This is a genomic window from Brevundimonas sp. AVps4, assembly GCF_058681525.1.
The window spans coordinates 932,021-951,059 of sequence record NZ_CM178741.1 but is presented as its reverse complement, the minus strand read 5'-3'; the positions used below and the strand labels follow the sequence as shown (position 1 = coordinate 951,059).

The following is a 19,039-nucleotide window of genomic DNA, read 5'->3' as shown; positions in this document are numbered from 1 at the left end:
GAACAAGCCATGAAACGATCGGGACTGGTCGCCGTATTGGCCGCCGCCTTAGCGACGCTGAGTCTGACGGCGACGGCGGCGCGCGCCGATTGGCTGAAGGCCGAAAGCGAGCGATTCATCGTCTATAGCGAAGGCAGCGAACGGTCGCTCCGGGACTATGTCCAGAAGCTGGAGACCTTCGACCGTGTGATGCGCTATCGGTCCGGCCTGCCCATGGACCAGGCGCCGCTGCGCAAACTGCCGATCTATCTGGTCGGCTCACGCTCCGGCATGCTTCGGGTCAATCCCGCCACGCCGCAGAATGTCGTGGGCACCTATTTCCCCACTTCGGAAGACATCTTCGCCGTCGCGATCAGAGGCGAAAACGACGAGATACTGCTGCACGAATATGTGCACCATTTCATGCTCGAAAGCGCCCCCGCCGCCTATCCGGGTTGGTTCGTCGAAGGCTTCGCCGAATACTATATGACCGCGGAAATCGAGGCGGATGAGGTTCAGCTGGGCGGTTACAGCGAGAATCGGGCCTATTGGCTGGTCAACGGCACATGGCTGCCGCTTGAGGTTCTGTTGCGCTCTCGTCCCGGCGAGGTCAGGCGCAGCAGCTATCGTGAGACCTATTATCCGGTCGCCTGGCTGCTGACCCACTGGTTCTTCAGCGACCCCGACCGCCTGCGACAGCTGAGCGCCTATCTGATGGCCGTGTCGGACGGTGAAGATCCGGTTGAGGCCATGGAGAGCGCCACTGGCCTGAGCCTGGCCCAGCTTCGCTCCGAGCTTCGCCAATATCTGATGAGCCGCCGGCTGATGGGGCGGGTGATCAAGAGCGACTTTCCGGCGGCCGACATCGTCGTCACGCGCCTGCCCCGATCCGCCAATGATCTGCTGCTCATCAATCAGAGACTGAAGATCGGGGTGAAGGACGAGGATCGTGCGGCCCTGGGCCAGGAGGTGGCGCGGATCGCCGCGCGTCACGGCGATGCCCCCCTGGCCCTCTTGGCCGCCGGTCACGCCGGCCTGCATTTCGGCGACACGGTGGCGGGCGAACGGGCGCTGCAGCGGCTCGTCGAACTGGAGCCCGACAATGTCGAAGCCCTGCAATTCCTGGCCGAGGAACGGTTGCGCCTGGCGGAAGAAGCGGAGGATGAGGCGGAACGTGTGTCACTGAAGCGAGAGGCCAGGGTCTATCTGGGTCGAGCCTACGCCGCGACGGACAACGATTATCGAACCCTGATGCTGATCGCCGAGATGAGACACGGCGAGCCGGGCTATCCCAACGACAACGACATGCTCACGCTCGGTCTGGCCTTTGAGCGGGCGCCGCAGTTGGCGGGGGTTCGTCTGAACTATGCCGACGCCCTGATCCAACGGGATCAAAAGGATGAAGCGATCGCCGTGCTGAAACCCCTGGCGAACAATCCCCACGGCGGGGCGGCGTCTGACCGGGCGGCGCAGATGATCGCGGCGCTCAACAACGGCGAGGCCGTGCCGACCCTCGACGGCCTTACGGAGGACGCCGCCGCCGTCGAGCCCGAGCCTTCGCCGGAAGACGAACCGGAATCGCCCCCGGCGCCCGCCGGCGAGTGACTTTCTGCGCCGGGCGCGCTAGTCGCGCGCCATGTCCACATTGACCCTGCCTGAAGAAGCGGCCAAATCTTCAAGAACCCTCGCCGCCGAGGCGGCGAGGCGGCGGACCTTCGCCATCATCGCCCACCCGGATGCGGGCAAGACGACCCTGACCGAACACATCCTGCTGGCCGGGGGCGCCATCCGGGCGGCCGGCGCCGTGCGGGCGCGGGGCGAGAACCGCCGCACCCGCTCTGACTGGATGAAGATCGAGAAGGAGCGGGGCATTTCCGTCAGCGCCTCGGTCATGACGTTCGAGCACGACGGCAAGATGTTCAACCTGCTCGATACGCCCGGGCACGAGGACTTCTCGGAAGACACCTATCGCACCCTGACCGCCGCCGACTGCGCCATCATGGTGCTGGACGCCGCCAAGGGGATCGAGCCGCAGACGCTGAAACTGTTCGAGGTCTGTCGTCTTCGGGACATTCCGATCATCACCTTCATCAACAAGCTGGACCGCGAGGCCCAGGACCCGATGGCCCTGCTGGACGACATCGCCTCGCGGCTGCAACTGGACCCGGCGCCCATCTGGTGGCCGGCCGAGAGCGGCAATCGTCTGCGCGGCATGGTCGAGGTCGGGACCGGCCGGTTCCAGCCCTATGCCCGCAAGGCCGCCGGCGCCGCCGAGGACCCCGACCATCCCCCGGCCCTGCCCCTGGACCAGGCGGCGCACTATTTCGAGGCGGGCGAGCAGGACGCGCTGAGCGAGGCGGTCGAACTGGTCGAGGGCGGCTATCCGGCCTTTGACCGCCAGGCCTTCCTGGAGGGCCATCTGACGCCGGTCCTGTGGGGCTCGGCCCTGCGCCATTTCGGCATAGACGAACTGCTGAAGGCCATCGGCGACTGGGCGCCGGCGCCCAAGGTCATGAAGGCCCGGAAGGAAGCCCCGCCTGAGACCCGCAACGCCCCGGCGCCCGTGGAGACGACGGTGGAGCCCGGCGCCGAAGAAGTCACCGGCTTCGTCTTCAAGGTCCAGGCCAATATGGACCCCAACCACCGCGACCGGATCGCCATGTTCCGCATGGCCTCGGGCGCCTTCAAGCGCGGCATGAGGCTGAAGGTCCAGAACACCGGCAAGTCCCTGTCGGTCAATGCGCCCATCATGTTCTTCGCCTCGGACCGCGAACTGGCCGAGGACGCCTTCGCCGGCGACGTGATCGGCATTCCCAACCACGGGGTGCTGCGGGTCGGCGACAGCCTGTCGGAAAGCGGGGTGGTGCGCTTCGCCGGCCTGCCGAACTTCGCGCCTGAAATCCTGCAACGGGTCCGGGTCAAGGATCCGCTGAAGGCCAAACACCTGAAGAAGGCGCTGGAGGGTCTGGCCGAGGAAGGCGTGACCCAGCTGTTCCGCCCGGAGATCGGTGCGGACTTCATCGTCGGCGCCGTGGGCCAGCTGCAGTTCGAGGTCATGGCCGACCGGCTGGGCGAGGAATACGGCCTGGACGTCGTCTTCGAACCCAGCCCCTATGCCGAGGCCCGCTGGATCGCCCCGACCTCCGACGCGTCCGACGCCGATCTGGAGGACTTCATGGGCAAATACCGCCCCCAGATGGCCCGCGACATCGACCAGGCCCCCGTCTTCCTGGCCAAGTCCAGCTGGGAGACCGGCTATGTCGGCGAACGCTTCCCCAAGGTGGCCTTCACCAAGACGAAGGAGCGGGGTTAGTTGAACGAAACATCGTCAGAGGCGGCTTCAGCAGCCCTCTCCGAAATGGAGCCTGCCCTTCGGACTTTGGCTCGCGAATGGGCCTTTTCGCCTCGACGACCCCGCCCCTCTGCCGAAGCGCTCAAGCGTTGGGATCTTGTGATCGAAGCTTGGGCTGAATCAGATTTGCCCCTGCTATGCCGCACGCCCAATTGGGGGCGCGGCGCTGAGGATGTCCATGATTCAGGTCGGCTCCTTACATGCGCCGATAACACTCCGGCGCACTGGGCCTTCGCCATGGCGCTGAAAGGCCAAACCCCCACGCTTGAGGAAATCTCAACGCTGTTCGACCGCGGGGAAATGCCTTTGGCTTTCGCGATCAAGGCCGCAGAGAAGCCTCGCCTGAAGTACGCGCGTGGAGGGCTTTCTTCCAAACTGAGGCTCAACAAGGACGGCTGGAAGGTCTGCCACGTTTCGCAAGCAGGTCTTCGCCTTCCCGGCCATCCGACCACTCACCCGTTGCCGATTATTAAGGCCCACTTCAAACGGTTCATGTCGCCCAGAAACATGTTTCTGGTGCCGCTCGCCCTTGGCGGTCTAGGAGAGACGCCGCAGATGATCGACGCGATCAGGGACGCCGACCAAACGCCGATCTACCTGTGAGGGCTCAGCCCCGCGCCATGGCGTCTTCGATGATCTTGGTCGCCTTGTCCGGGCCGAGGCCATAGGCGACGGCGGTGCGGAACTTGCCGTCCGGTCCCATCAGATAGACGGTCAGGGAGTGGTTCATCGTATAGCCCTCCCCCTCGCCGACCTTTTCGTAATAGGCGCGGTAGGCCTTGGCCGCCTGGGCCACCTGGTCCGGCGTTCCGGTCAGGCCGATGGTCCCCTTGGGGAAGCCGTCTGAGGACAGATAGTCCTTCAGCTGCTGAGGCGTGTCGCGTTCGGGGTCGATGCTGACGAAGACGATCTGGAGATCGTCGGCCTTGTCGCCCAGCCGCTGCTGCACCGCGGCCAGCTCGGCCAGGGTGGTGGGGCAGAACTCGGGGCAGTAGGTGAAGCCGAAGAAGACCAGGCTCCATTTGCCGTTCAGCATGGTCTGATCCACCGGACGCCCGTCCTGGTTCACCAGTTGGAAGTCGCCGCCGACCAGGGGCTGGCCGGTCGCGCCGATCTCGCCCCGGGTCGCGCTGGGCCGATTGCCGACCACCACCACGGTGACGATGGCCAGGGCGGCGGCGATGGCGAGACAGGCGCCGGCGAACAGCAGGATGGAACGACGCGGCATGACGACCTCTGACGAAAACCTCGGCCCCGGTCTATAGAAGGCCCGTGACCTCGACAGAAGACCACATCGCGCCGCACGGGCGGCCGTCCCTTTCAGAGGGGGCGGCCGTGGACAGCGCCCTGTCGCAGCCCGGCCCCGCCGACGGCGCCCGTAGGGGACGCGGCTTTTCCCTGCGGACTTTGATCGTCCTGCGCTGGCTGACCATACTGGGGCAGAGCGCGGCGATCCTGACGGCGTCTCAGGGGCTGCATTTCCCCCTGCCGCTGTGGCCCTGTCTGATCGTCATCGCCGTCAGCGCTGCGGTGAACGTGGGCGCCATGGCGCGGGTGCGGCGGCTGGAGGCCAGCCTGCCGGACGGACGCACCACGGCCCTGCACCTGGGGTTCGACATTTTTCAGCTCAGCCTTCTGCTGGGCCTGACCGGCGGGCTGGAGAACCCCTTCTGTCTGCTGCTGGTGGCCCCGGTGACGATCGCGGCCGCCGCCCTGCCCGCGCGCCAGGCCGTGGCGCTGGGCCTTCTGGCCCTGATCGCCGTGGGGGTGCTGTTCTTCTGGTCCGAGCCCCTGCCCTGGCGTCCGGGCGAGAATTTTCACCTGCCCCTGCTCTATCGGCTGGGGATGGCCATGGCCCTGGTGACCGGTGTGGTCTTCACCGCCGGCTACGCCTGGCGGGTGGCGGCCGACGCCGAGAAGCTGGAGCTGGCCCTGGCCACGACCCAGGACGTGCTGCAGCGCGAACAGAGACTGGCGGCCCTGGGCGGTCTGGCGGCGGCCGCGGCCCATGAGTTGGGCACGCCGCTGGCCACCATCCAGGTCGTAGCCAAGGAACTTCAGCGCGCCTCGGCGCCCGACAGCGACGCCGCCGAGGACGCGGCCCTGATCCTGCAACAGGCCGAACGGTGCCGGGGCATATTGGCCCAGCTGTCGCGCCGACCGGAGGGGGACGACGCCCTGTACGCCGACGTGGCCCTGAAGGCCCTGCTGGAGGAGGTGGTCGAGCCGCACCGGGGCTTCGACCTGGCCTTTGAGGTCCTGGTCAAGACCCCGCCCGGCCAGCCGGCCCCGCGCGTGCGCCGCCTGCCCGAGGTGGTGCACGGCCTGTCGACCCTGGTCGAGAACGCCGCCGACTTCGCCGCCTCCACCGTGCGGGTCCAGGCCCAGGTCGACGCCGGCTGGATCGAGATCGCCATTCTGGACGACGGGCCGGGCTTTCCCAGCGACATCCTGCCCCGGCTGGGCGAGCCCTATGTGACCAGCCGCCCGCACGGCAAGGCGCGCCTGGCCTTGGCGGCCCAGATCGCCGCTGCGGCCTCCGGCGCCGGGCGCGGCGGGCCGGAGACCACGGTCGCCCCCAGCCAGGGCGGCATGGGCCTGGGCTTCTTCATCGCCCGCACCCTGCTGGAGCGGACCGGCGGGGTGGTCAGCGTGGGCCAGGGCCTGCCGCGGCCGGGCGCCGCCCCCGACGGCCGCGCCCCCCTGCGCGGCGCGCGTGTGGCGGTGCGATGGGCCCGTCCGGCGCTGGAGGTGGCGGCCTGAGCGCGTCCAAACCCCGTCCCCGCCCGTATTGGGTCGAAGCGTCGCAGGCGGCCGCTCGCCCTTGACCGAACGACTTCCGGCCCCGACTTGATTCAGCAGGAGAACAGAATGCCCGAGCTTGAGACCCGCATCGCCGCCCTGCCCGACAAGTCCCTGCTGCTGCTGGACGACGACCAGGCCCTGCGCACCCGGATGGGACGGGCGCTGGAGGCGCGCGGCTTCGAGGTGACCACCGCCGCCTCGGTCGCCGAGGCTCAGCTGCGGCTGAACGAAAAGGCCCCGGCCTTCGCCGTCCTGGACATGCGGCTGGAGGACGGCAACGGGCTGAAGATCGTCGAGGCGGTGCGCGAGCGGCGCGAGGACGCCCGGATCGTGATGCTGACCGGCTACGGCGCCATCGCCACGGCGGTTGCGGCGGTCAAGGCCGGCGCCGTCGATTATCTGTCCAAGCCCGCCGACGCCGACGACGTGGTCAAGGCCCTGCTGGCGAGCGGCGACGCGGCCCCCGAGCCGCCCGAAAACCCGATGAGCGCCGACCGGGTGCGCTGGGAGCATATCCAGCGGGTCTATGAGCTGTGCGACCACAATGTCTCGGAAACCGCCCGCCGCCTTGGCATGCACCGCCGCACCCTGCAACGCATCCTGGCCAAGCGCGCGCCGCGGTAAGGGGCGGCGGGGCCGGGGGCTGAGAGCGGTCGAGCTCGCTTCCTGGCCGATCGGGGGCGAGCCTTCGGTCCGCCATCTGTAGCTGCTGTCGCGCACGCCCCAACCTTCGCCTCAGGTCCACGACGCCCTGATGAACCACGCCCGCGCGGCCTGGGCTACGACCTGACCCTGCTGCGACCGACACAACAGCCACAGCCCTGAACGGCGCATGCGCTGGGCTCGACAAGTCTTCGATTGTCTTGGGAAGGAATGGTGGACGCGACAGGGATTGAACCTGTGACCCCTACGATGTCAACGTAGTGCTCTCCCGCTGAGCTACGCGTCCGCCGTGGCGGCTCTCGATCGGTTCGAGAGCGGGAAGGGCGGTCGTATAGCGGCACGACCGGCCCGCATCAAGCGGCTTTGACCGCCGCAACGAGATTTCTGGAAAACCGTAGCGATTTCAACGCTCAGGCCGCCACCATCCGTTCGACCTCATTGACCAGGTCGCGCAGATGGACGGGTTTGGACAGGACCTTGGCCTGGGGCGAGGCCTGGGCGGCGGTCAGGGCGACGGCGGCGAAGCCGGTGATGAACATGATGCGCAGGCCGGGCTGGCGGGCGGCGGCGACGCGAGCCACCTCGATCCCGTCGGCGCCGGGCATGACGATGTCAGTCAGCAGCAGGTCGTAGGGGCCGTGCTCCAGGGCGTCGATGGCGTCGTCGCCGTTTTCGCAGTCGATGACCTGATGGCCCGCCCGCTCCAGGGCGCGGGTCAGGAACCCGCGCAGCGAACTGTCGTCTTCGGCCAGGAGGATGCGCGCCATTCGAAAAGGCCCCTTGAATTCAGAGGAGCGACGCTAGGCCCACAACGGTAAACCGGCGATGAAATTCGCCGGTCGCACGACTTCCTTCCACAGCGAAACGCGCTATGCGGTGGACATGACCCCGGCCGGCGCCAATTTCGCGATCACGACGCCGCCTGCGGACGCGCCCCAGACGGCCCTGGTCTTCGCCTCGCCCCATTCGGGCGATCTCTATCCGGCGGACATGGCGCCCGCCCCCGGCCTGGCGGACGCCAGTCTGAAGAGCGCGGAGGACGCCCGGGTCAACGCCCTGGTGCAGGCCGGGCCGGCGTGCGGCGCGCCCCTGATCGAGGGCCGGATCGGCCGCGCCTATGTGGATCTGAACCGTGACCCCGCCGAACTGGACCCCGAACTGATCGAAGGGGCTGACGGTGCGGTCGGGGCCAAGACCCGAGCCGGATACGGCGTCATCCCCCGCCGCAGCGGCGACGGCCTGCCGCTTTATGACCGGCGCCTGTCGCGGGCCGAGGCGGAGGCCCGGATCGCGGCGGTCCACCGGCCCTATCATCAGGCGCTGGAGGGCCTGATGCGTCAGACCCTGGCCCGCCAGGGGCGCGCACTGCTGATCGACTGGCATTCGATGCCGGCGCGGGCCGCCGGGGTGGAGGTGGTGCTGGGCGACCGACACGGCGCCGCCTGCGATCCGCGGCTGACGCGGCGGCTGCGCGACCTGTTCCAGGGGCTGGGCTGGCGGGTGGGCCTGAACCACCCCTACGCCGGGGGCTGGTCCACCCAGGTCTGGGGCCGGCCGAAGGAGGGGTTTCACGCCGTCCAGATCGAACTGAACCGCCGTCTGTATCTGGACGAGGGCCGCCAGGCGCCCAACGCCGCCTATCAGAAGACGCACAAGGCCCTGACCCGCGTCATCGCCGCCCTGTGCTCTGAGCCCTGGGGCGTTTAGGCCGGCGCGACTTATCGGCGATCAGCCAAAAAAAAAGCCGCGCCCGGAGGCGCGGCATGAAAGTCTATAGGGAGGAAACGCCCAGGAAGGGCAAGACGCCCGGAGGCGTCAGAGGAGAACTTAGGTTGCAACGCACAAACGGTCAAGGGCTCTGCGCGTCCTGACGGTCACAGGATGTTACGCAATTACGGCGGTTACGGTCCTAATTCGCCTCATAGGCGCCACACCGCGCGGGAAGCCCGTTGTGCGCCTGCACAATGATCAGCCTTCTCCCAGCAGACGGCGGGCGTTGCGAATGGCGCGCGCGGCCGGCGACGCCTCCTGGCGATAGATCAGAAGGCCGAAGGCCGAAGCCACGCCCAGGGCCAGCCACATCGGGCCGAACAGCCAGGCCGCCGCCGCCAGGGCGAAATAATAGCCCCTAACCCCCTGGCTGAAGGCGCTGAGCGCGGGGTTCAGCAACTCCCCCGCCGCCTGGCCATAGGCCTTGCGGTCCGTTTCGGACTGGATCTCGGGCGCCGCCCCGATCAGGGCCAGGGCGTAGTTCATCTGACGCAGGGCCCAGATGAAGTCCAAAAAGCCGCGCGCCAGGCACATCAGCACCAGGGCCAGCTTGGCCTCCAGAATGCGGATCGGCACGTTTTCGGCCCCCACGGCGGCGAAGCCTTCCAGCTTGCTCTCCCCGCCGAACAGAATCCCCCCCACCGCCGCGATCAGCAGCAGATTGGTCGAGGCGAAAAACGAGGCCGAATTGATCGAATGGCCCATCAGCTGGCTGTCCACCAGCCGGATCTCGCGGTGGGTCATGGCCGCCATCCACCGATTGCGGACATGGACCATGTCCTCGTTCAGGGCGCCGCCGTGCCGGGCGATGAATCTCAGGATCGGCCCATAGCCCAGCCAGCAGACGAAAAAGAGGGTCAGGGCGGTCCAGTCGATCCAGGTCATGGCGCCTAGTGAACCCGCTCCGACGCCGGGCGCAAGAGCCTGAACGCACGTCGCCCTTGCCCAGGCGGCCCGCCCGTCCTATCACCCCTCGCTTTCAAGATTTTCGCAGTCGCAGCAAAGACCCGCCATGAACCTCGACGCCATTCCGGTCGGCCCGAACGCTCCCTGGGACATCAATGTCATCATCGAGATCCCGCAAGGCGGTCTGCCGGTGAAGTATGAGATGGACAAGGAGTCCGGCGCCCTGTTCGTCGACCGCTTCCTGCACACGGCCATGTACTATCCCGGCAACTACGGCTTTGTTCCCCATACCCTGTCGGACGACGGCGACCCCTGCGACGTGATCGTGCTGAACCCGACGCCGGTGGTGCCGGGCTGCGTCATCCGCTCGCGCCCGATCGGCGTGCTGAAGATGGTGGACGAGGCCGGCGGCGACGAGAAGATCCTGGCCGTGCCGGTCGACAAGCTGAACCCCTATTACACCGAGATCGCCAGCTATCGTCAGCTGCCGGCCATCCTGATCGAACAGATCGAACACTTCTTCACCCGCTACAAGGACCTGGAGAAGGGCAAGTCGGTCACGGTCAAGGGCTGGGGCGACGCCGGCGAGGCCGCCGAACTGATCTCAGCCGGCATGAAGGCCCACCAGGACAAGCTGGCCGCCAAGAAGGCCGGCAAGGCCGCCTGAACCGGCGACGACGTCTGGCGCATTGAGACGTCCTCCGGTCCGGGGGACGTCTTTTTTGCTATCCGCCGACCCGGCGGCCGTCGGCGTCGATCACCACCTCGCCGTCCGCCTTGGTGAAGGGCTTCAGCCCCTCCTGGGGCAGCAGGTCCAGCACCGCCTCGGACGGCCGGCACAGTTTCACGCCGCGGGGCGAGACCACGATGGGCCGGTTCATCAGGATCGGATGGGCCTCGATCGCATCCAGCAGCTGATCGTCCGACAGGCCGGGGTCGCCCAGGCCCAGCTCCGCATAGGGCGTGCCCTTTTCGCGCAGGATATCGCGCACCGATCCGCCCATCCGTTCGACCATCTGCGCCACCAGGGCCCGGCTGGGCGGGGTCTTCAGATATTCGATCACATGGGGCTCGATCCCGACGTGGCGGATCAGGGCCAGGGTGTTGCGAGACGTCCCGCAGGCGGGATTGTGATAGATGACGACGTCCATGGGGGCCTCAGTCGCAGCAGGGGGCCAGTTCGGCCAGCAGGGGTCGGCAAAGTTCGGCGCGGCCCTGACAGCAGTCCTTCAGCAGGAACAGCACCAGGTCGCCCAGCCGATCCAGATCGGCGCGATAGACGATCGAGCGGCTGCGTCTCTGGGCGCGGATCAGCCCCGCCCGCGACAGCACGCCCAGATGGGCCGACATCGTATTGGCCGGCACCGCCAGCCGATCCGCCACCGCGCCGGCCGCCAGGCCCTCCGGCGCGCTGCGAACCAGCAGGCGAAAGGCCTCCAGCCGCGTGGGCTGGGCCAGGGCCGCGAGGGCGAGGATGGCGGGTTCGGATTCCATTATTCCAAGATACTAGAAATATGACGCGGCGCAAGCTACAGGTTCGCTGCGGACGCCGGTCCGCGCTAGGATCCGCCCATGATCGTCGCCCTTCTGATCTTCGCCGTCACCATCGTCCTGGTGCTGTGGCAGCCCAAGGGGCTGCAGATCGGCTGGAGCGCCCTGGGCGGGGCGGCGGCGGCCCTGCTGCTGGGGGTGGTGGCCCTGAACGACATCCCCGTGGTCTGGGGCATCGTCTGGAATGCGACGGCGGCCTTTGTCGCCATCATCGTCATCAGCCTGCTGCTGGACGAGGCCGGCTTCTTCGAATGGGCGGCCCTTCACATCGGTCGCTGGGGCGGGGGCCATGGGCGGCGGCTGTTCGGCCTGGTGGTCCTGCTGGGCGCGGCCGTCTCGGCCCTGTTCGCCAATGACGGGGCGGCCCTGATCCTGACGCCCATCGTCATCGCCATGCTGCTGGCGCTCGGCTACGGACCCAAGGCGACCCTGGCCTTCGTCATGGCGGCGGGCTTCATCGCCGACACGGCCAGCCTGCCGCTGGTGGTGTCCAACCTGGTCAATATCGTCTCGGCCGACTTCTTCGACATCGGCTTTGATCGCTATGCGGCGGTCATGGTTCCGGTGAACCTGGCCTCGGTCGCCGCCACCCTGGCGGTCCTGTTCGCCGTCTTCGGGCGCGACATCCCCAGGGCCTATGAGGTGGACCGCCTGCCCCGGCCGGAGACCGCGATCAAGGACCGGGCGACCTTTATCGCCGGCTGGCTGGTGCTGGGTCTGCTGCTGCTGGGCTTCTTCGTTCTGGAGCCCCGAGGCCTTCCCGTCTCGGCCATCGCCGCCGCCGGCGCCGTCGTGCTGCTGATCGTCGCCGGGCGCGGCTCCAAGATCAGCACGACCAAGGTCCTGCGCGAGGCGCCGTGGCAGGTCGTGATCTTCTCGCTGGGCATGTATCTGGTGGTCTATGGGTTGGGCAACGCCGGGCTGACGCGCCATCTGGCCCAGCTGATGGACGGCTTCGCCGAAGGCGGCGTCTGGGGCGCGACCTTCGGAACGGGCTTCCTGACCGCCGCCCTGTCGGCCGTCGCCAACAACCTGCCCACGGTCCTGATCGCCGCCCTGTCCATCGACGCCTCCTCGGCGACCGGTCCGGTGCGCGAGGCCATGATCTACGCCAATGTCATCGGCAGCGACCTGGGCCCCAAGATGACCCCCATCGGCTCCCTGGCCACCCTGTTATGGCTGCACGTCCTGGCCCGAAAGGGCGTCCGCATCGGCTGGGTCTATTACATCAAGATCGGCCTGATCCTGACCCTCCCCGTCCTCGCCGTCACCCTGACCGCCCTGGCGTTGAGGCTGGCGGTCTAGCGAAACAGCGCCGCGACGCCCTGCCCTCTCCCGCAACGGTTCTCGGCCTCCTATGTGAGCGCCATGACTGACCTCTCCCCCCGCGAAATCGTCTCCGAACTGGATCGCTATATCGTCGGCCAGGACGACGCCAAGCGCGCCGTGGCCGTGGCCCTGCGTAATCGCTGGCGCAGAAAGCGCGTGCCCGAGGATCTGCGTGACGAGGTGACGCCCAAGAATATTCTGATGATCGGCCCGACCGGCGTCGGCAAGACCGAGATCGCCCGGCGGCTGGCGCGGCTGGCGGGTTCGCCCTTTCTGAAGGTCGAGGCGACCAAGTTCACCGAGGTCGGCTATGTCGGCCGCGACGTCGATCAGATCATGCGCGACCTGGTCGAGAGCGCCCTGGTCATGGTGCGCGAGCGGCGGCGCGGCGAGGTGCGAGCCCGCGCCGAGGGGGCGGCCGAGGACCGGATTCTGGACGCCCTGGTCGGGCCCGGCGCGGGACCGGCGACCCGCGACAGCTTCAGGAAGAAGCTGCGGGCCGGCGAGCTGGACGACAAGGAGATCGAGATCGCCTTAGCCGACACCGCCTCGCCGATCCAGGGGCTGGACATCCCCGGCGGCGGGGCCGTGGGCCTGCTGAACCTTTCGGAGATGCTGGGCAAGATGGGCGGCGGCCGGACCAAGACGGTCAAGCTGACGGTGCGCGACGCCACCGCCCCCCTGATCGCCGAGGAGGGCGACAAGCTCTTGGATCAGGACAGCCTGACCAAGGAGGCCCTGATCCTGGCCGAGAACGAGGGCATCGTCTTCCTGGACGAGATCGACAAGGTCGCCGCCCGCCAGGGGGCCTCGGGCGCCGATGTGTCGCGCGAGGGGGTGCAGCGCGACCTCCTGCCCCTGATCGAGGGGACCACGGTCTCGACCAAATACGGGCCGGTGAAGACCGACCATGTGCTGTTCATCGCCTCGGGCGCCTTCCATGTGGCCAAGCCGTCGGACCTGCTGCCCGAACTTCAGGGGCGGCTGCCGATCCGGGTCGAGCTGAAGGCCCTGACGCGCGACGACTTCAAGCGGATCCTGACCGAGCCCGAGGCCAATCTGATCCGTCAGAACCAGGCCCTGCTGGCCACCGAGGACGTGACCCTGACCTTCACCGAGGACGCGATCGAGGCCCTGGCCGATGCGGCGGTGGCGGCCAATTCGGCGGTGGAGAACATCGGCGCCCGGCGGCTTCAGACCGTGCTGGAGCGGGTGCTGGAGGAGACCAGTTTCAAGGCCTCGGACCTGGCGGGCCAGACCGTCACCTTCGACGGGGCGGCGGTGCGCGACAAGTTGAGTCTGCTGACCAAGGACGTCGACCTGAGCCGCTTCATTCTGTAGCGGCCGCGTCCCGCTCGCGGCGGCTGCGGCGGCGCGTCAGCCGGTCGGCCATGGCCTCGGCGTGGCGCTGGGTGAAGGCCAGGGCGGCCGGATTGCCCCGGCGCGCGCCCACCGTATCGGCGACCTTGGCGCCCCGATCCCCGATCGGCTGAGGCTTGCCGGTCGTGGTGTCCATGGCCGTCTGGTGCTCGATCTCGGCGTTCAGCTCGGCCCCCATCAGGATCACCTGCACCGACAGCCAGGTCCACAGCAGAAAGCCCATAATGGCCGCCAGGGGGCCGTAGGAGTCGGTGCGGACGAAGTTGGTCAGATACCAGCTGAAGAGGAAGGAGACGGTCAGGCTGAGCAAGGCGGCGAAGAGGGCGCCCGGCGTCAGCCAGCGCCAGCGCGCCTTCTGCCGACAGGGGCCGAACCGATAGATCAGGGTCAGGGCCGCGACATAGCCGACCAGCAGCAGGGGCCAGCGCAAAAGGGCGAACAGGCCCCATTCCTCCTGAAGGCCGAACAGCCGGATCACCACCGGCGCCCCGACGACCAGGGCCGAGGTCAGCAACAGGGCCAGAATGGCCCCGATGGTGAAGCCCATGCACAGCAGATTATAGCGGACGATGTTACGCCGCTCGACCTCGTGATAGGCGACGTTCAGCCCGTAGAACAGCACCTTGACCGCCCCGTTGGCGGTCCACAGCGAGAGGGCCAGGGTCCAGATCAGGGTGAAGGTCAGCTGGCCGTTGGAGTTGGCGGCCAGCCGCTCCATCTCTCCGCCCAGGAACTGGGCGATGCTGTCGGGCATGACGGCGTAGAGGAACTGCAGCCGGCTCCAGGCGTCGGCCGGATCGGCGAACAGGCCGTAAAGGGTGACGAAACTCCCCAGCAGCGGAAACAGGGACAAGAGGGTGAAGAAGGTCACGCCCCCCGCGACGAAACCGACCCGGTCGCCGAAATAGGAGCCGCCCGTCCGCCACAGTATGTCGATCCAGCCCTTGTGCGGAATCTGTTCCGGCCGTCTGGCCAGCCGGCCCCGGCCCGGCTCCCTGGCCTCATAGTCTTCGGGCGTCGGCGGCTTGGGCGGCAGGGGTTCGGGGCGTTTGGGGCGCAGTTCCACCCCCACCTTATGCCCCTGGGTGTAGAGCAGATGGGCCGCGCCCGCCCCGGCGGTCAGGCCGCCCAGGGCGGCGGCGACGAACCTCCACCAGGGACGACGACGGGGCTGCGGCGAAGATCTGAACCTGAACATCAGCAGGCGAACGGCGAAGCCGCCCCCCGCGTTCCCAGGCCACGGCGCCCGGTCGCGCTTGAAATCCCCTGTGCGAAGGGCCAATCAGCCGTCATGACCCTCGAGCCCCTCTCCCCCAAGCCCGCCGACGGCGCCGCGACCCTGTTGACCGTGTGGAAAGCCGCCCAGGCCCGACTGAAGGACGGCCGCATCGACAGCCCGGCCATCGACGCCCGCCTGCTGCTGGAGGCCGCCGCCGGCGCCAGCCGCACCGACATACTGACCGACCCCTATCGGATCGTCTCCCCCGAGCAGCAGGCCGCCTATACGGCCATGATCGACCGCCGCCTGCGCCGCGAGCCGGTCTCGCGCATCGTCGGCAAGAAGGGTTTTTGGAAGATCATGCTGAACGTCACCCCCGACGTCCTCAGCCCCCGGCCCGACACCGAGACCCTGTTGGACGTCGCCCTCCTGGCCTTCGCCCGGCACGAAGCCTTCACCGCCGTCGACCTGGGCACGGGTTCGGGCGCCATTTTGCTGGCCCTGCTGGCCGAGCGGACGGCGGCCAAGGGGGTGGGCACCGACATCTCCACCGAGGCCCTGGCGGTCGCCAAGGAGAACGCCGCCAATCTGGATCTGAACGAGCGCGCCACCTTCCTGCGCACGGAATGGGCGGCCGGTTTCGGCGACGCGAGCTTTGACCTGGTGCTGTCCAACCCGCCCTATATCCCGACCGACCATATCCCCGGCCTGGACCCGGAGGTGCGCGACCACGACCCGCATCTGGCCCTGGACGGCGGCCCCGATGGCTTGCAGGCCTATCGCGACCTGGCCCCCGAGATCCGGCGCATCCTGAAGCCCGGCGGCGTCTTCGCGGTCGAGATCGGCTGGGACCAGGGCCCGCAGGTCAAGGCCCTGTTCGAGGCGGAAGGCTTTGCGGACGTCAAGATCGTCAAGGATCTGGGCGACCGCGACCGCGTCGTCACCAACGGCCCCGACCCCCGCACCAACCCCATTCCGCAGGAATAGGGTCGGCCTCGACTGGATCAGAAGGGCAGAAGATTGCGCTGGCGGCTGTAGCTCATGGTGCCGACATTGGCGCCCAGGCGCAGGCCCACGCCGGTGCGGATCGGGGCCAGGGTGATGCCGTCGGCCCGCTGATAGTTTACGCCCAGGCCCGCGATCAGATAGGCCGAGCCTTCGACGCCCGGATAGCGGCGATAGATCATGTCCGGGTGGTACAGGCCATAGACCAGGGTAAAGACGCGGCTGGCGTTGCCGCCCCAGTCCCAACCCACAGACGCCCCCTGCCAGAACACTTCCTGAGACGCCGACAGATCCTTCATGTGCAGGGCGCCGCGCCCGTAGCGGGCGCCGACGACCACGGCGCCGGAGCCTTCCTCACCCGCGATATAGGCGGTGGGGCGATCGCCCTGGTCGGCGAAGACCCGCTCGATCGCCCCGCCCACCACCTCGGCGGCGATGCCCAGCTCCTTGGACCCGGCCGCGACCAGTTCGTCGAAGGTGTAGGCGGGCGCCGTATTGTCGGAGCTGATCGGATAGTTGGGATTGGCCGGTGCCGAGGCGCAGGCGCCCAGAGACGAGGCCCCTGCGGCGGTGGCCAGGCCGGACAGGATCATTTGGCGGCGATGCATGGGGGCTCCGAGAACGGCAAGAAGACGGGTCGGCGGGTCCGCCGAGGTTCGCGGCACCGTCCCCGACCTTTACGGCAGACTTGCGGCTTCAAGGTTAACGCAGGCTTACGTCTGGCCCCCGTCCGCCTCCGGCAGATCCTTCAGAAAGGCCAGCAGCAGGGCGGTCACCGCCTCGGCCTTCTCCTGCTGAATCCAGTGACCGGCGCCGGGCACGACCACCGACCGGCTCAGGTTCGGAACCCAGTCCTTCAGCCCCGCCTCGGCCGATCCGGCGTAGTGGCGCACCGGGTCGTTCTCGCCGACGATGAACAGGGCCGGCTGGAGGATTCGCTGTTCCTGCGCAAAGGCCGTCAGCGACCAATTCAGGTCGATGGCGCGGTACCAGTTCAGCGGGGCGTCAAAGCCGCCGGCCGAAAAGGCCTCCACATATTCGGCGAAATGGGCCGGGCTCATCCACGGCGGCAGGTCGGCGGCGTCATCGATACTGTCCAGCAGGCCGACGCCCCGCGCCATGAGGCCGGTGGCCCGTTTCGACGCCGGAGTGGCCCCGTCATAGGCCCAGAACAGCTTCCTCAGCGTCGTCGCCGGATCGGCCTCCAGCGCCCGATGGGCGTCGGCCGCCTGGAACCGGTTGATATAGAGGTCGCCCATGCCGGCCCGTTCGGACAGAACCGCCATGACGGTCGTCGGCGGTCCCTGGGGTCGGCGCGGCTGGAAGGGCACGGACAGGCCGGCCACAGCCGTGAAAAGATCGGGCCGCAGCAGGGCGCAGTGCCAGGCGACCGGCGCGCCCCAGTCGTGGCCCACGACGACGGCGCTCGATTTGCCCAGGGCCCGCACCAGATCGACCATGTCCCCGACCAGATGCAGGATCGAAAAGGCGGCGGCGCCCTGGGGCTTGTCCGTGCCGCCGTAACCGCGCATGTCCGGGGCCGCGACATGGTATCCCGCCAGGGACAGGGCCTCGACCTGGGCGCGCCAGCTGATCCCCAGTTCGGGGAAGCCGTGGATCAGCAGGACCAGGGGCGCGTTAGGCTGATCATATCCCGCCTCCAGCACCTGTTGGACAAGGCCGTCGGTCTTGATAAGCCGGGTACGCATCTCAACCTCTCCATACCCAAGCCAAGGCGGCCTTTCGCCGCGAATGGAACAGGACCGACATGACCCGCCTCGTCACCTTTGCAGACGGTACGACCGTTCCCGCCCTGGGCCAAGGGACGTGGGAGATCGGCGACCATCCCGCCCGGCGCGACGCCGAACAGCAGGCCCTGGCGCGGGGGATCGACCTGGGCCTGACCCTGATCGACACGGCCGAACTGTACGGCGACGGCCGCTCCGAACGGCTGGTGGGCGAGGTGATCGCCGGCCGTCGCGACGAGGTCTTTCTGGTGTCCAAGGTCCGGCCCGAGAACGCCTCCGAACTGAAGATGATGCTGGCCTGCGAAAAGTCGCTGGAGCGGCTGGGGACGGACCGTCTGGACCTCTATCTGCTGCACTGGGAGGGCCGCGTCCCCCTGGAGGAGACGGTCGCCGCCTTCCAGGAACTGGTCGATGAAGGGATGATCGTCCGCTGGGGCGTGTCCAACCTGGACCTGCGCGCCATGAAGCGGCTGATGGAGATCGAAGGTGGCGAGGACTGCGCGGCCAATCAGCTGCTCTATCATCTAAGGTCGCGCGGGGTGGAGTTCGACCTGTTGCCCTGGATGCAGGCGCGCGACATGCCGATGATGGCCTATTCGCCCCTGGGGCGCGGCGGCCTGCTGGACCACCCGCTGATCCGCGACATCGCCGACCGCCACGACGCCGACCCGGCCCAGGTGGCCCTGGCCGCCGTCCTGCGCCAGGACGGGGTGATCGCCATCCCCAAGGCGAGCTCGGTCGAGCACGTGGAGGCCAACGCCGACGCCCTGGAGATCCAGTTCGACGCCGAGGACCTGCACCGCCTCGACGAAGCCTTCCCCCCGCCGACGCGGGAGACGCCGCTGGACATCATCTGAGGGCGCGCGGCGGCTCACCCGCCCGCGATCAAATCCAACAGCCGCGCCCGCTCCTCATCCGCATAGGGAACCGCCGGCCCCCGTCCCCAGACCGGATCGGGCCACAGGCCGTCGTCGCGGCGGCGCCCCACTACATGGACGTGCAGTTGAGCCGTGACATTGCCGATGGCCCCGACGTTCAGCTTCTCGACCGTTCCCAACCGCCGCACCAGGGCCCCGGCCCGCACGGTCTCCTCCATCAGCGCGGCCCGCTGTTCGACGCTCAGATCCTCCAGCTCCACCGCGCCTTCGACGCGCGGGATCAGGATCAGCCAGGGGAAGCGGGCGTCGTCCTGAAGCCGCACATGACACAGCGGCCATTCAGCGGCGGCGATGGAGCCGGCGGCGAAGGCGGGGTCTGGACGAAAGTCGGTCATTGGGGCTCCTGATCGAACGTCGGCCAGCCTTGCAGCGCCGCCCTTGCGGGTCTAGACCG

General features: G+C 68.2%; 20 protein-coding genes and 1 tRNA gene. 11 read left to right on the top strand and 10 right to left on the bottom strand.

Going from position 1 to position 19,039, the window contains the following annotated elements; translation table 11 throughout:
- Window positions 1-9 precede the first annotated feature (9 nt).
- The 3 genes from ACW178_RS04630 to ACW178_RS04620 are packed head-to-tail and all read left to right on the top strand — an operon-like array spanning window position 10 to window position 3,934.
- Entirely contained in the window at window positions 10-1,584 is a 1,575-nt protein-coding gene (locus tag ACW178_RS04630; protein WP_492024908.1) for a tetratricopeptide repeat protein, read from the top strand.
- Between the two features lie 31 nt (window positions 1,585-1,615).
- Window positions 1,616-3,292: a peptide chain release factor 3 gene (locus ACW178_RS04625; protein WP_492024907.1), complete on the top strand. Its 1,677-nt coding sequence runs from the start codon at window positions 1,616-1,618 to the stop codon at window positions 3,290-3,292.
- Window positions 3,293-3,934: a hypothetical protein gene (locus tag ACW178_RS04620; protein WP_228185078.1), complete on the top strand. Its 642-nt coding sequence runs from the start codon at window positions 3,293-3,295 to the stop codon at window positions 3,932-3,934.
- A 4-nt stretch (window positions 3,935-3,938) separates the two neighbouring features.
- Here the strand turns inward: ACW178_RS04620 and ACW178_RS04615 are convergent, their stop codons facing one another.
- Window positions 3,939-4,559 (bottom strand): SCO family protein, encoded by a 621-nt coding sequence (locus tag ACW178_RS04615; RefSeq protein ID WP_287105935.1) that lies wholly within the window; start codon window positions 4,557-4,559, stop codon window positions 3,939-3,941.
- Between the two features lie 44 nt (window positions 4,560-4,603).
- Between ACW178_RS04615 and ACW178_RS04610 the strand changes: the two genes are divergently transcribed.
- Both ACW178_RS04610 and ACW178_RS04605 read left to right on the top strand, forming a co-directional pair.
- Window positions 4,604-6,094, top strand: a complete 1,491-nt coding sequence (locus tag ACW178_RS04610) for an ActS/PrrB/RegB family redox-sensitive histidine kinase (RefSeq protein ID WP_224764455.1) — start codon at window positions 4,604-4,606, stop codon at window positions 6,092-6,094.
- A gap of 108 nt (window positions 6,095-6,202) precedes the next feature.
- Window positions 6,203-6,760, top strand: coding sequence for an ActR/PrrA/RegA family redox response regulator transcription factor (locus ACW178_RS04605; protein WP_054764658.1), 558 nt, complete (start codon window positions 6,203-6,205; stop codon window positions 6,758-6,760).
- A gap of 250 nt (window positions 6,761-7,010) precedes the next feature.
- Here ACW178_RS04605 and ACW178_RS04600 read toward each other — a convergent pair.
- A tRNA-Val gene (locus tag ACW178_RS04600) sits at window positions 7,011-7,085 on the bottom strand.
- A 124-nt stretch (window positions 7,086-7,209) separates the two neighbouring features.
- Window positions 7,210-7,566: a cell cycle two-component system response regulator CpdR gene (gene cpdR / locus ACW178_RS04595; protein ID WP_054764657.1), complete on the bottom strand. Its 357-nt coding sequence runs from the start codon at window positions 7,564-7,566 to the stop codon at window positions 7,210-7,212.
- 58 nt (window positions 7,567-7,624) lie between these two features.
- Here cpdR and ACW178_RS04590 point away from each other — a divergent pair, with 58 nt between their 5' ends.
- Window positions 7,625-8,506, top strand: a complete 882-nt coding sequence (locus ACW178_RS04590; protein WP_152949442.1) for an N-formylglutamate amidohydrolase — start codon at window positions 7,625-7,627, stop codon at window positions 8,504-8,506.
- Window positions 8,507-8,767: 261 nt separating this feature from the next.
- Here ACW178_RS04590 and ACW178_RS04585 read toward each other — a convergent pair whose 3' ends face one another.
- Window positions 8,768-9,454: a DUF599 domain-containing protein gene (locus tag ACW178_RS04585; RefSeq protein ID WP_054764656.1), complete on the bottom strand. Its 687-nt coding sequence runs from the start codon at window positions 9,452-9,454 to the stop codon at window positions 8,768-8,770.
- A 127-nt stretch (window positions 9,455-9,581) separates the two neighbouring features.
- Here ACW178_RS04585 and ppa point away from each other — a divergent pair, with 127 nt between their 5' ends.
- Window positions 9,582-10,142 (top strand): inorganic diphosphatase, encoded by a 561-nt coding sequence (gene ppa, locus ACW178_RS04580; RefSeq protein WP_054764655.1) that lies wholly within the window; start codon window positions 9,582-9,584, stop codon window positions 10,140-10,142.
- A gap of 58 nt (window positions 10,143-10,200) precedes the next feature.
- On the opposite strand, the gene arsC is transcribed toward ppa, so the two are convergent.
- Both arsC and ACW178_RS04570 read right to left on the bottom strand, forming a co-directional pair.
- Window positions 10,201-10,626: an arsenate reductase (glutaredoxin) gene (arsC, locus tag ACW178_RS04575; protein ID WP_191557921.1), complete on the bottom strand. Its 426-nt coding sequence runs from the start codon at window positions 10,624-10,626 to the stop codon at window positions 10,201-10,203.
- Between the two features lie 7 nt (window positions 10,627-10,633).
- Entirely contained in the window at window positions 10,634-10,969 is a 336-nt protein-coding gene (locus ACW178_RS04570) for an ArsR/SmtB family transcription factor (protein ID WP_191557920.1), read from the bottom strand.
- A 78-nt stretch (window positions 10,970-11,047) separates the two neighbouring features.
- Here ACW178_RS04570 and ACW178_RS04565 point away from each other — a divergent pair, with 78 nt between their 5' ends.
- Entirely contained in the window at window positions 11,048-12,331 is a 1,284-nt protein-coding gene (locus ACW178_RS04565; RefSeq protein ID WP_054764652.1) for an arsenic transporter, read from the top strand.
- Window positions 12,332-12,394: 63 nt separating this feature from the next.
- On the top strand, window positions 12,395-13,696 hold the full coding sequence (hslU, locus tag ACW178_RS04560; protein WP_287103493.1) for an ATP-dependent protease ATPase subunit HslU: 1,302 nt from the start codon (window positions 12,395-12,397) through the stop codon (window positions 13,694-13,696).
- Here hslU and ACW178_RS04555 read toward each other — a convergent pair.
- Entirely contained in the window at window positions 13,686-15,017 is a 1,332-nt protein-coding gene (locus ACW178_RS04555) for a YihY/virulence factor BrkB family protein (protein WP_492024906.1), read from the bottom strand. The two genes, hslU and ACW178_RS04555, sit on opposite strands and share 11 nt — an antisense overlap.
- A 9-nt stretch (window positions 15,018-15,026) precedes the next feature.
- Here ACW178_RS04555 and prmC point away from each other — a divergent pair, with 9 nt between their 5' ends.
- Window positions 15,027-15,941: a peptide chain release factor N(5)-glutamine methyltransferase gene (gene prmC, locus ACW178_RS04550; protein ID WP_191554945.1), complete on the top strand. Its 915-nt coding sequence runs from the start codon at window positions 15,027-15,029 to the stop codon at window positions 15,939-15,941.
- 17 nt (window positions 15,942-15,958) lie between these two features.
- Here prmC and ACW178_RS04545 read toward each other — a convergent pair whose 3' ends face one another.
- The gene (locus ACW178_RS04545) at window positions 15,959-16,567 is read right to left on the bottom strand and encodes a DUF1134 domain-containing protein (protein WP_183217575.1); all 609 of its coding nucleotides are present in this window, start codon (window positions 16,565-16,567) and stop codon (window positions 15,959-15,961) included.
- Between the two features lie 105 nt (window positions 16,568-16,672).
- Window positions 16,673-17,668: an alpha/beta fold hydrolase gene (locus ACW178_RS04540; RefSeq protein ID WP_191554944.1), complete on the bottom strand. Its 996-nt coding sequence runs from the start codon at window positions 17,666-17,668 to the stop codon at window positions 16,673-16,675.
- Between the two features lie 59 nt (window positions 17,669-17,727).
- On the opposite strand from ACW178_RS04540, the gene ACW178_RS04535 reads away from it, so the two are divergent.
- The gene (locus ACW178_RS04535; RefSeq protein ID WP_191554943.1) at window positions 17,728-18,564 is read left to right on the top strand and encodes an aldo/keto reductase; all 837 of its coding nucleotides are present in this window, start codon (window positions 17,728-17,730) and stop codon (window positions 18,562-18,564) included.
- Between the two features lie 14 nt (window positions 18,565-18,578).
- Here the strand turns inward: ACW178_RS04535 and ACW178_RS04530 are convergent, their stop codons facing one another.
- Window positions 18,579-18,980: an HIT domain-containing protein gene (locus ACW178_RS04530; protein WP_191554942.1), complete on the bottom strand. Its 402-nt coding sequence runs from the start codon at window positions 18,978-18,980 to the stop codon at window positions 18,579-18,581.
- Window positions 18,981-19,039: the final 59 nt, after the last annotated feature.

Coding starts and splice junctions, on each gene's coding strand:
- ACW178_RS04630 (WP_492024908.1), top strand. CDS start 10: ATGAAACGATCGGGACTGGTCGCCGTATTGGCCGCCGCCTTAGCGACG.
- ACW178_RS04625 (WP_492024907.1), top strand. CDS start 1,616: ATGTCCACATTGACCCTGCCTGAAGAAGCGGCCAAATCTTCAAGAACC.
- ACW178_RS04615 (WP_287105935.1), bottom strand. CDS start 4,559: ATGCCGCGTCGTTCCATCCTGCTGTTCGCCGGCGCCTGTCTCGCCATC.
- ACW178_RS04605 (WP_054764658.1), top strand. CDS start 6,203: ATGCCCGAGCTTGAGACCCGCATCGCCGCCCTGCCCGACAAGTCCCTG.
- cpdR (WP_054764657.1), bottom strand. CDS start 7,566: ATGGCGCGCATCCTCCTGGCCGAAGACGACAGTTCGCTGCGCGGGTTC.
- ACW178_RS04590 (WP_152949442.1), top strand. CDS start 7,625: ATGAAATTCGCCGGTCGCACGACTTCCTTCCACAGCGAAACGCGCTAT.
- ACW178_RS04585 (WP_054764656.1), bottom strand. CDS start 9,454: ATGACCTGGATCGACTGGACCGCCCTGACCCTCTTTTTCGTCTGCTGG.
- ppa (WP_054764655.1), top strand. CDS start 9,582: ATGAACCTCGACGCCATTCCGGTCGGCCCGAACGCTCCCTGGGACATC.
- arsC (WP_191557921.1), bottom strand. CDS start 10,626: ATGGACGTCGTCATCTATCACAATCCCGCCTGCGGGACGTCTCGCAAC.
- ACW178_RS04570 (WP_191557920.1), bottom strand. CDS start 10,969: ATGGAATCCGAACCCGCCATCCTCGCCCTCGCGGCCCTGGCCCAGCCC.
- ACW178_RS04565 (WP_054764652.1), top strand. CDS start 11,048: ATGATCGTCGCCCTTCTGATCTTCGCCGTCACCATCGTCCTGGTGCTG.
- hslU (WP_287103493.1), top strand. CDS start 12,395: ATGACTGACCTCTCCCCCCGCGAAATCGTCTCCGAACTGGATCGCTAT.
- prmC (WP_191554945.1), top strand. CDS start 15,027: ATGACCCTCGAGCCCCTCTCCCCCAAGCCCGCCGACGGCGCCGCGACC.
- ACW178_RS04545 (WP_183217575.1), bottom strand. CDS start 16,567: ATGCATCGCCGCCAAATGATCCTGTCCGGCCTGGCCACCGCCGCAGGG.
- ACW178_RS04540 (WP_191554944.1), bottom strand. CDS start 17,668: ATGCGTACCCGGCTTATCAAGACCGACGGCCTTGTCCAACAGGTGCTG.
- ACW178_RS04535 (WP_191554943.1), top strand. CDS start 17,728: ATGACCCGCCTCGTCACCTTTGCAGACGGTACGACCGTTCCCGCCCTG.
- ACW178_RS04530 (WP_191554942.1), bottom strand. CDS start 18,980: ATGACCGACTTTCGTCCAGACCCCGCCTTCGCCGCCGGCTCCATCGCC.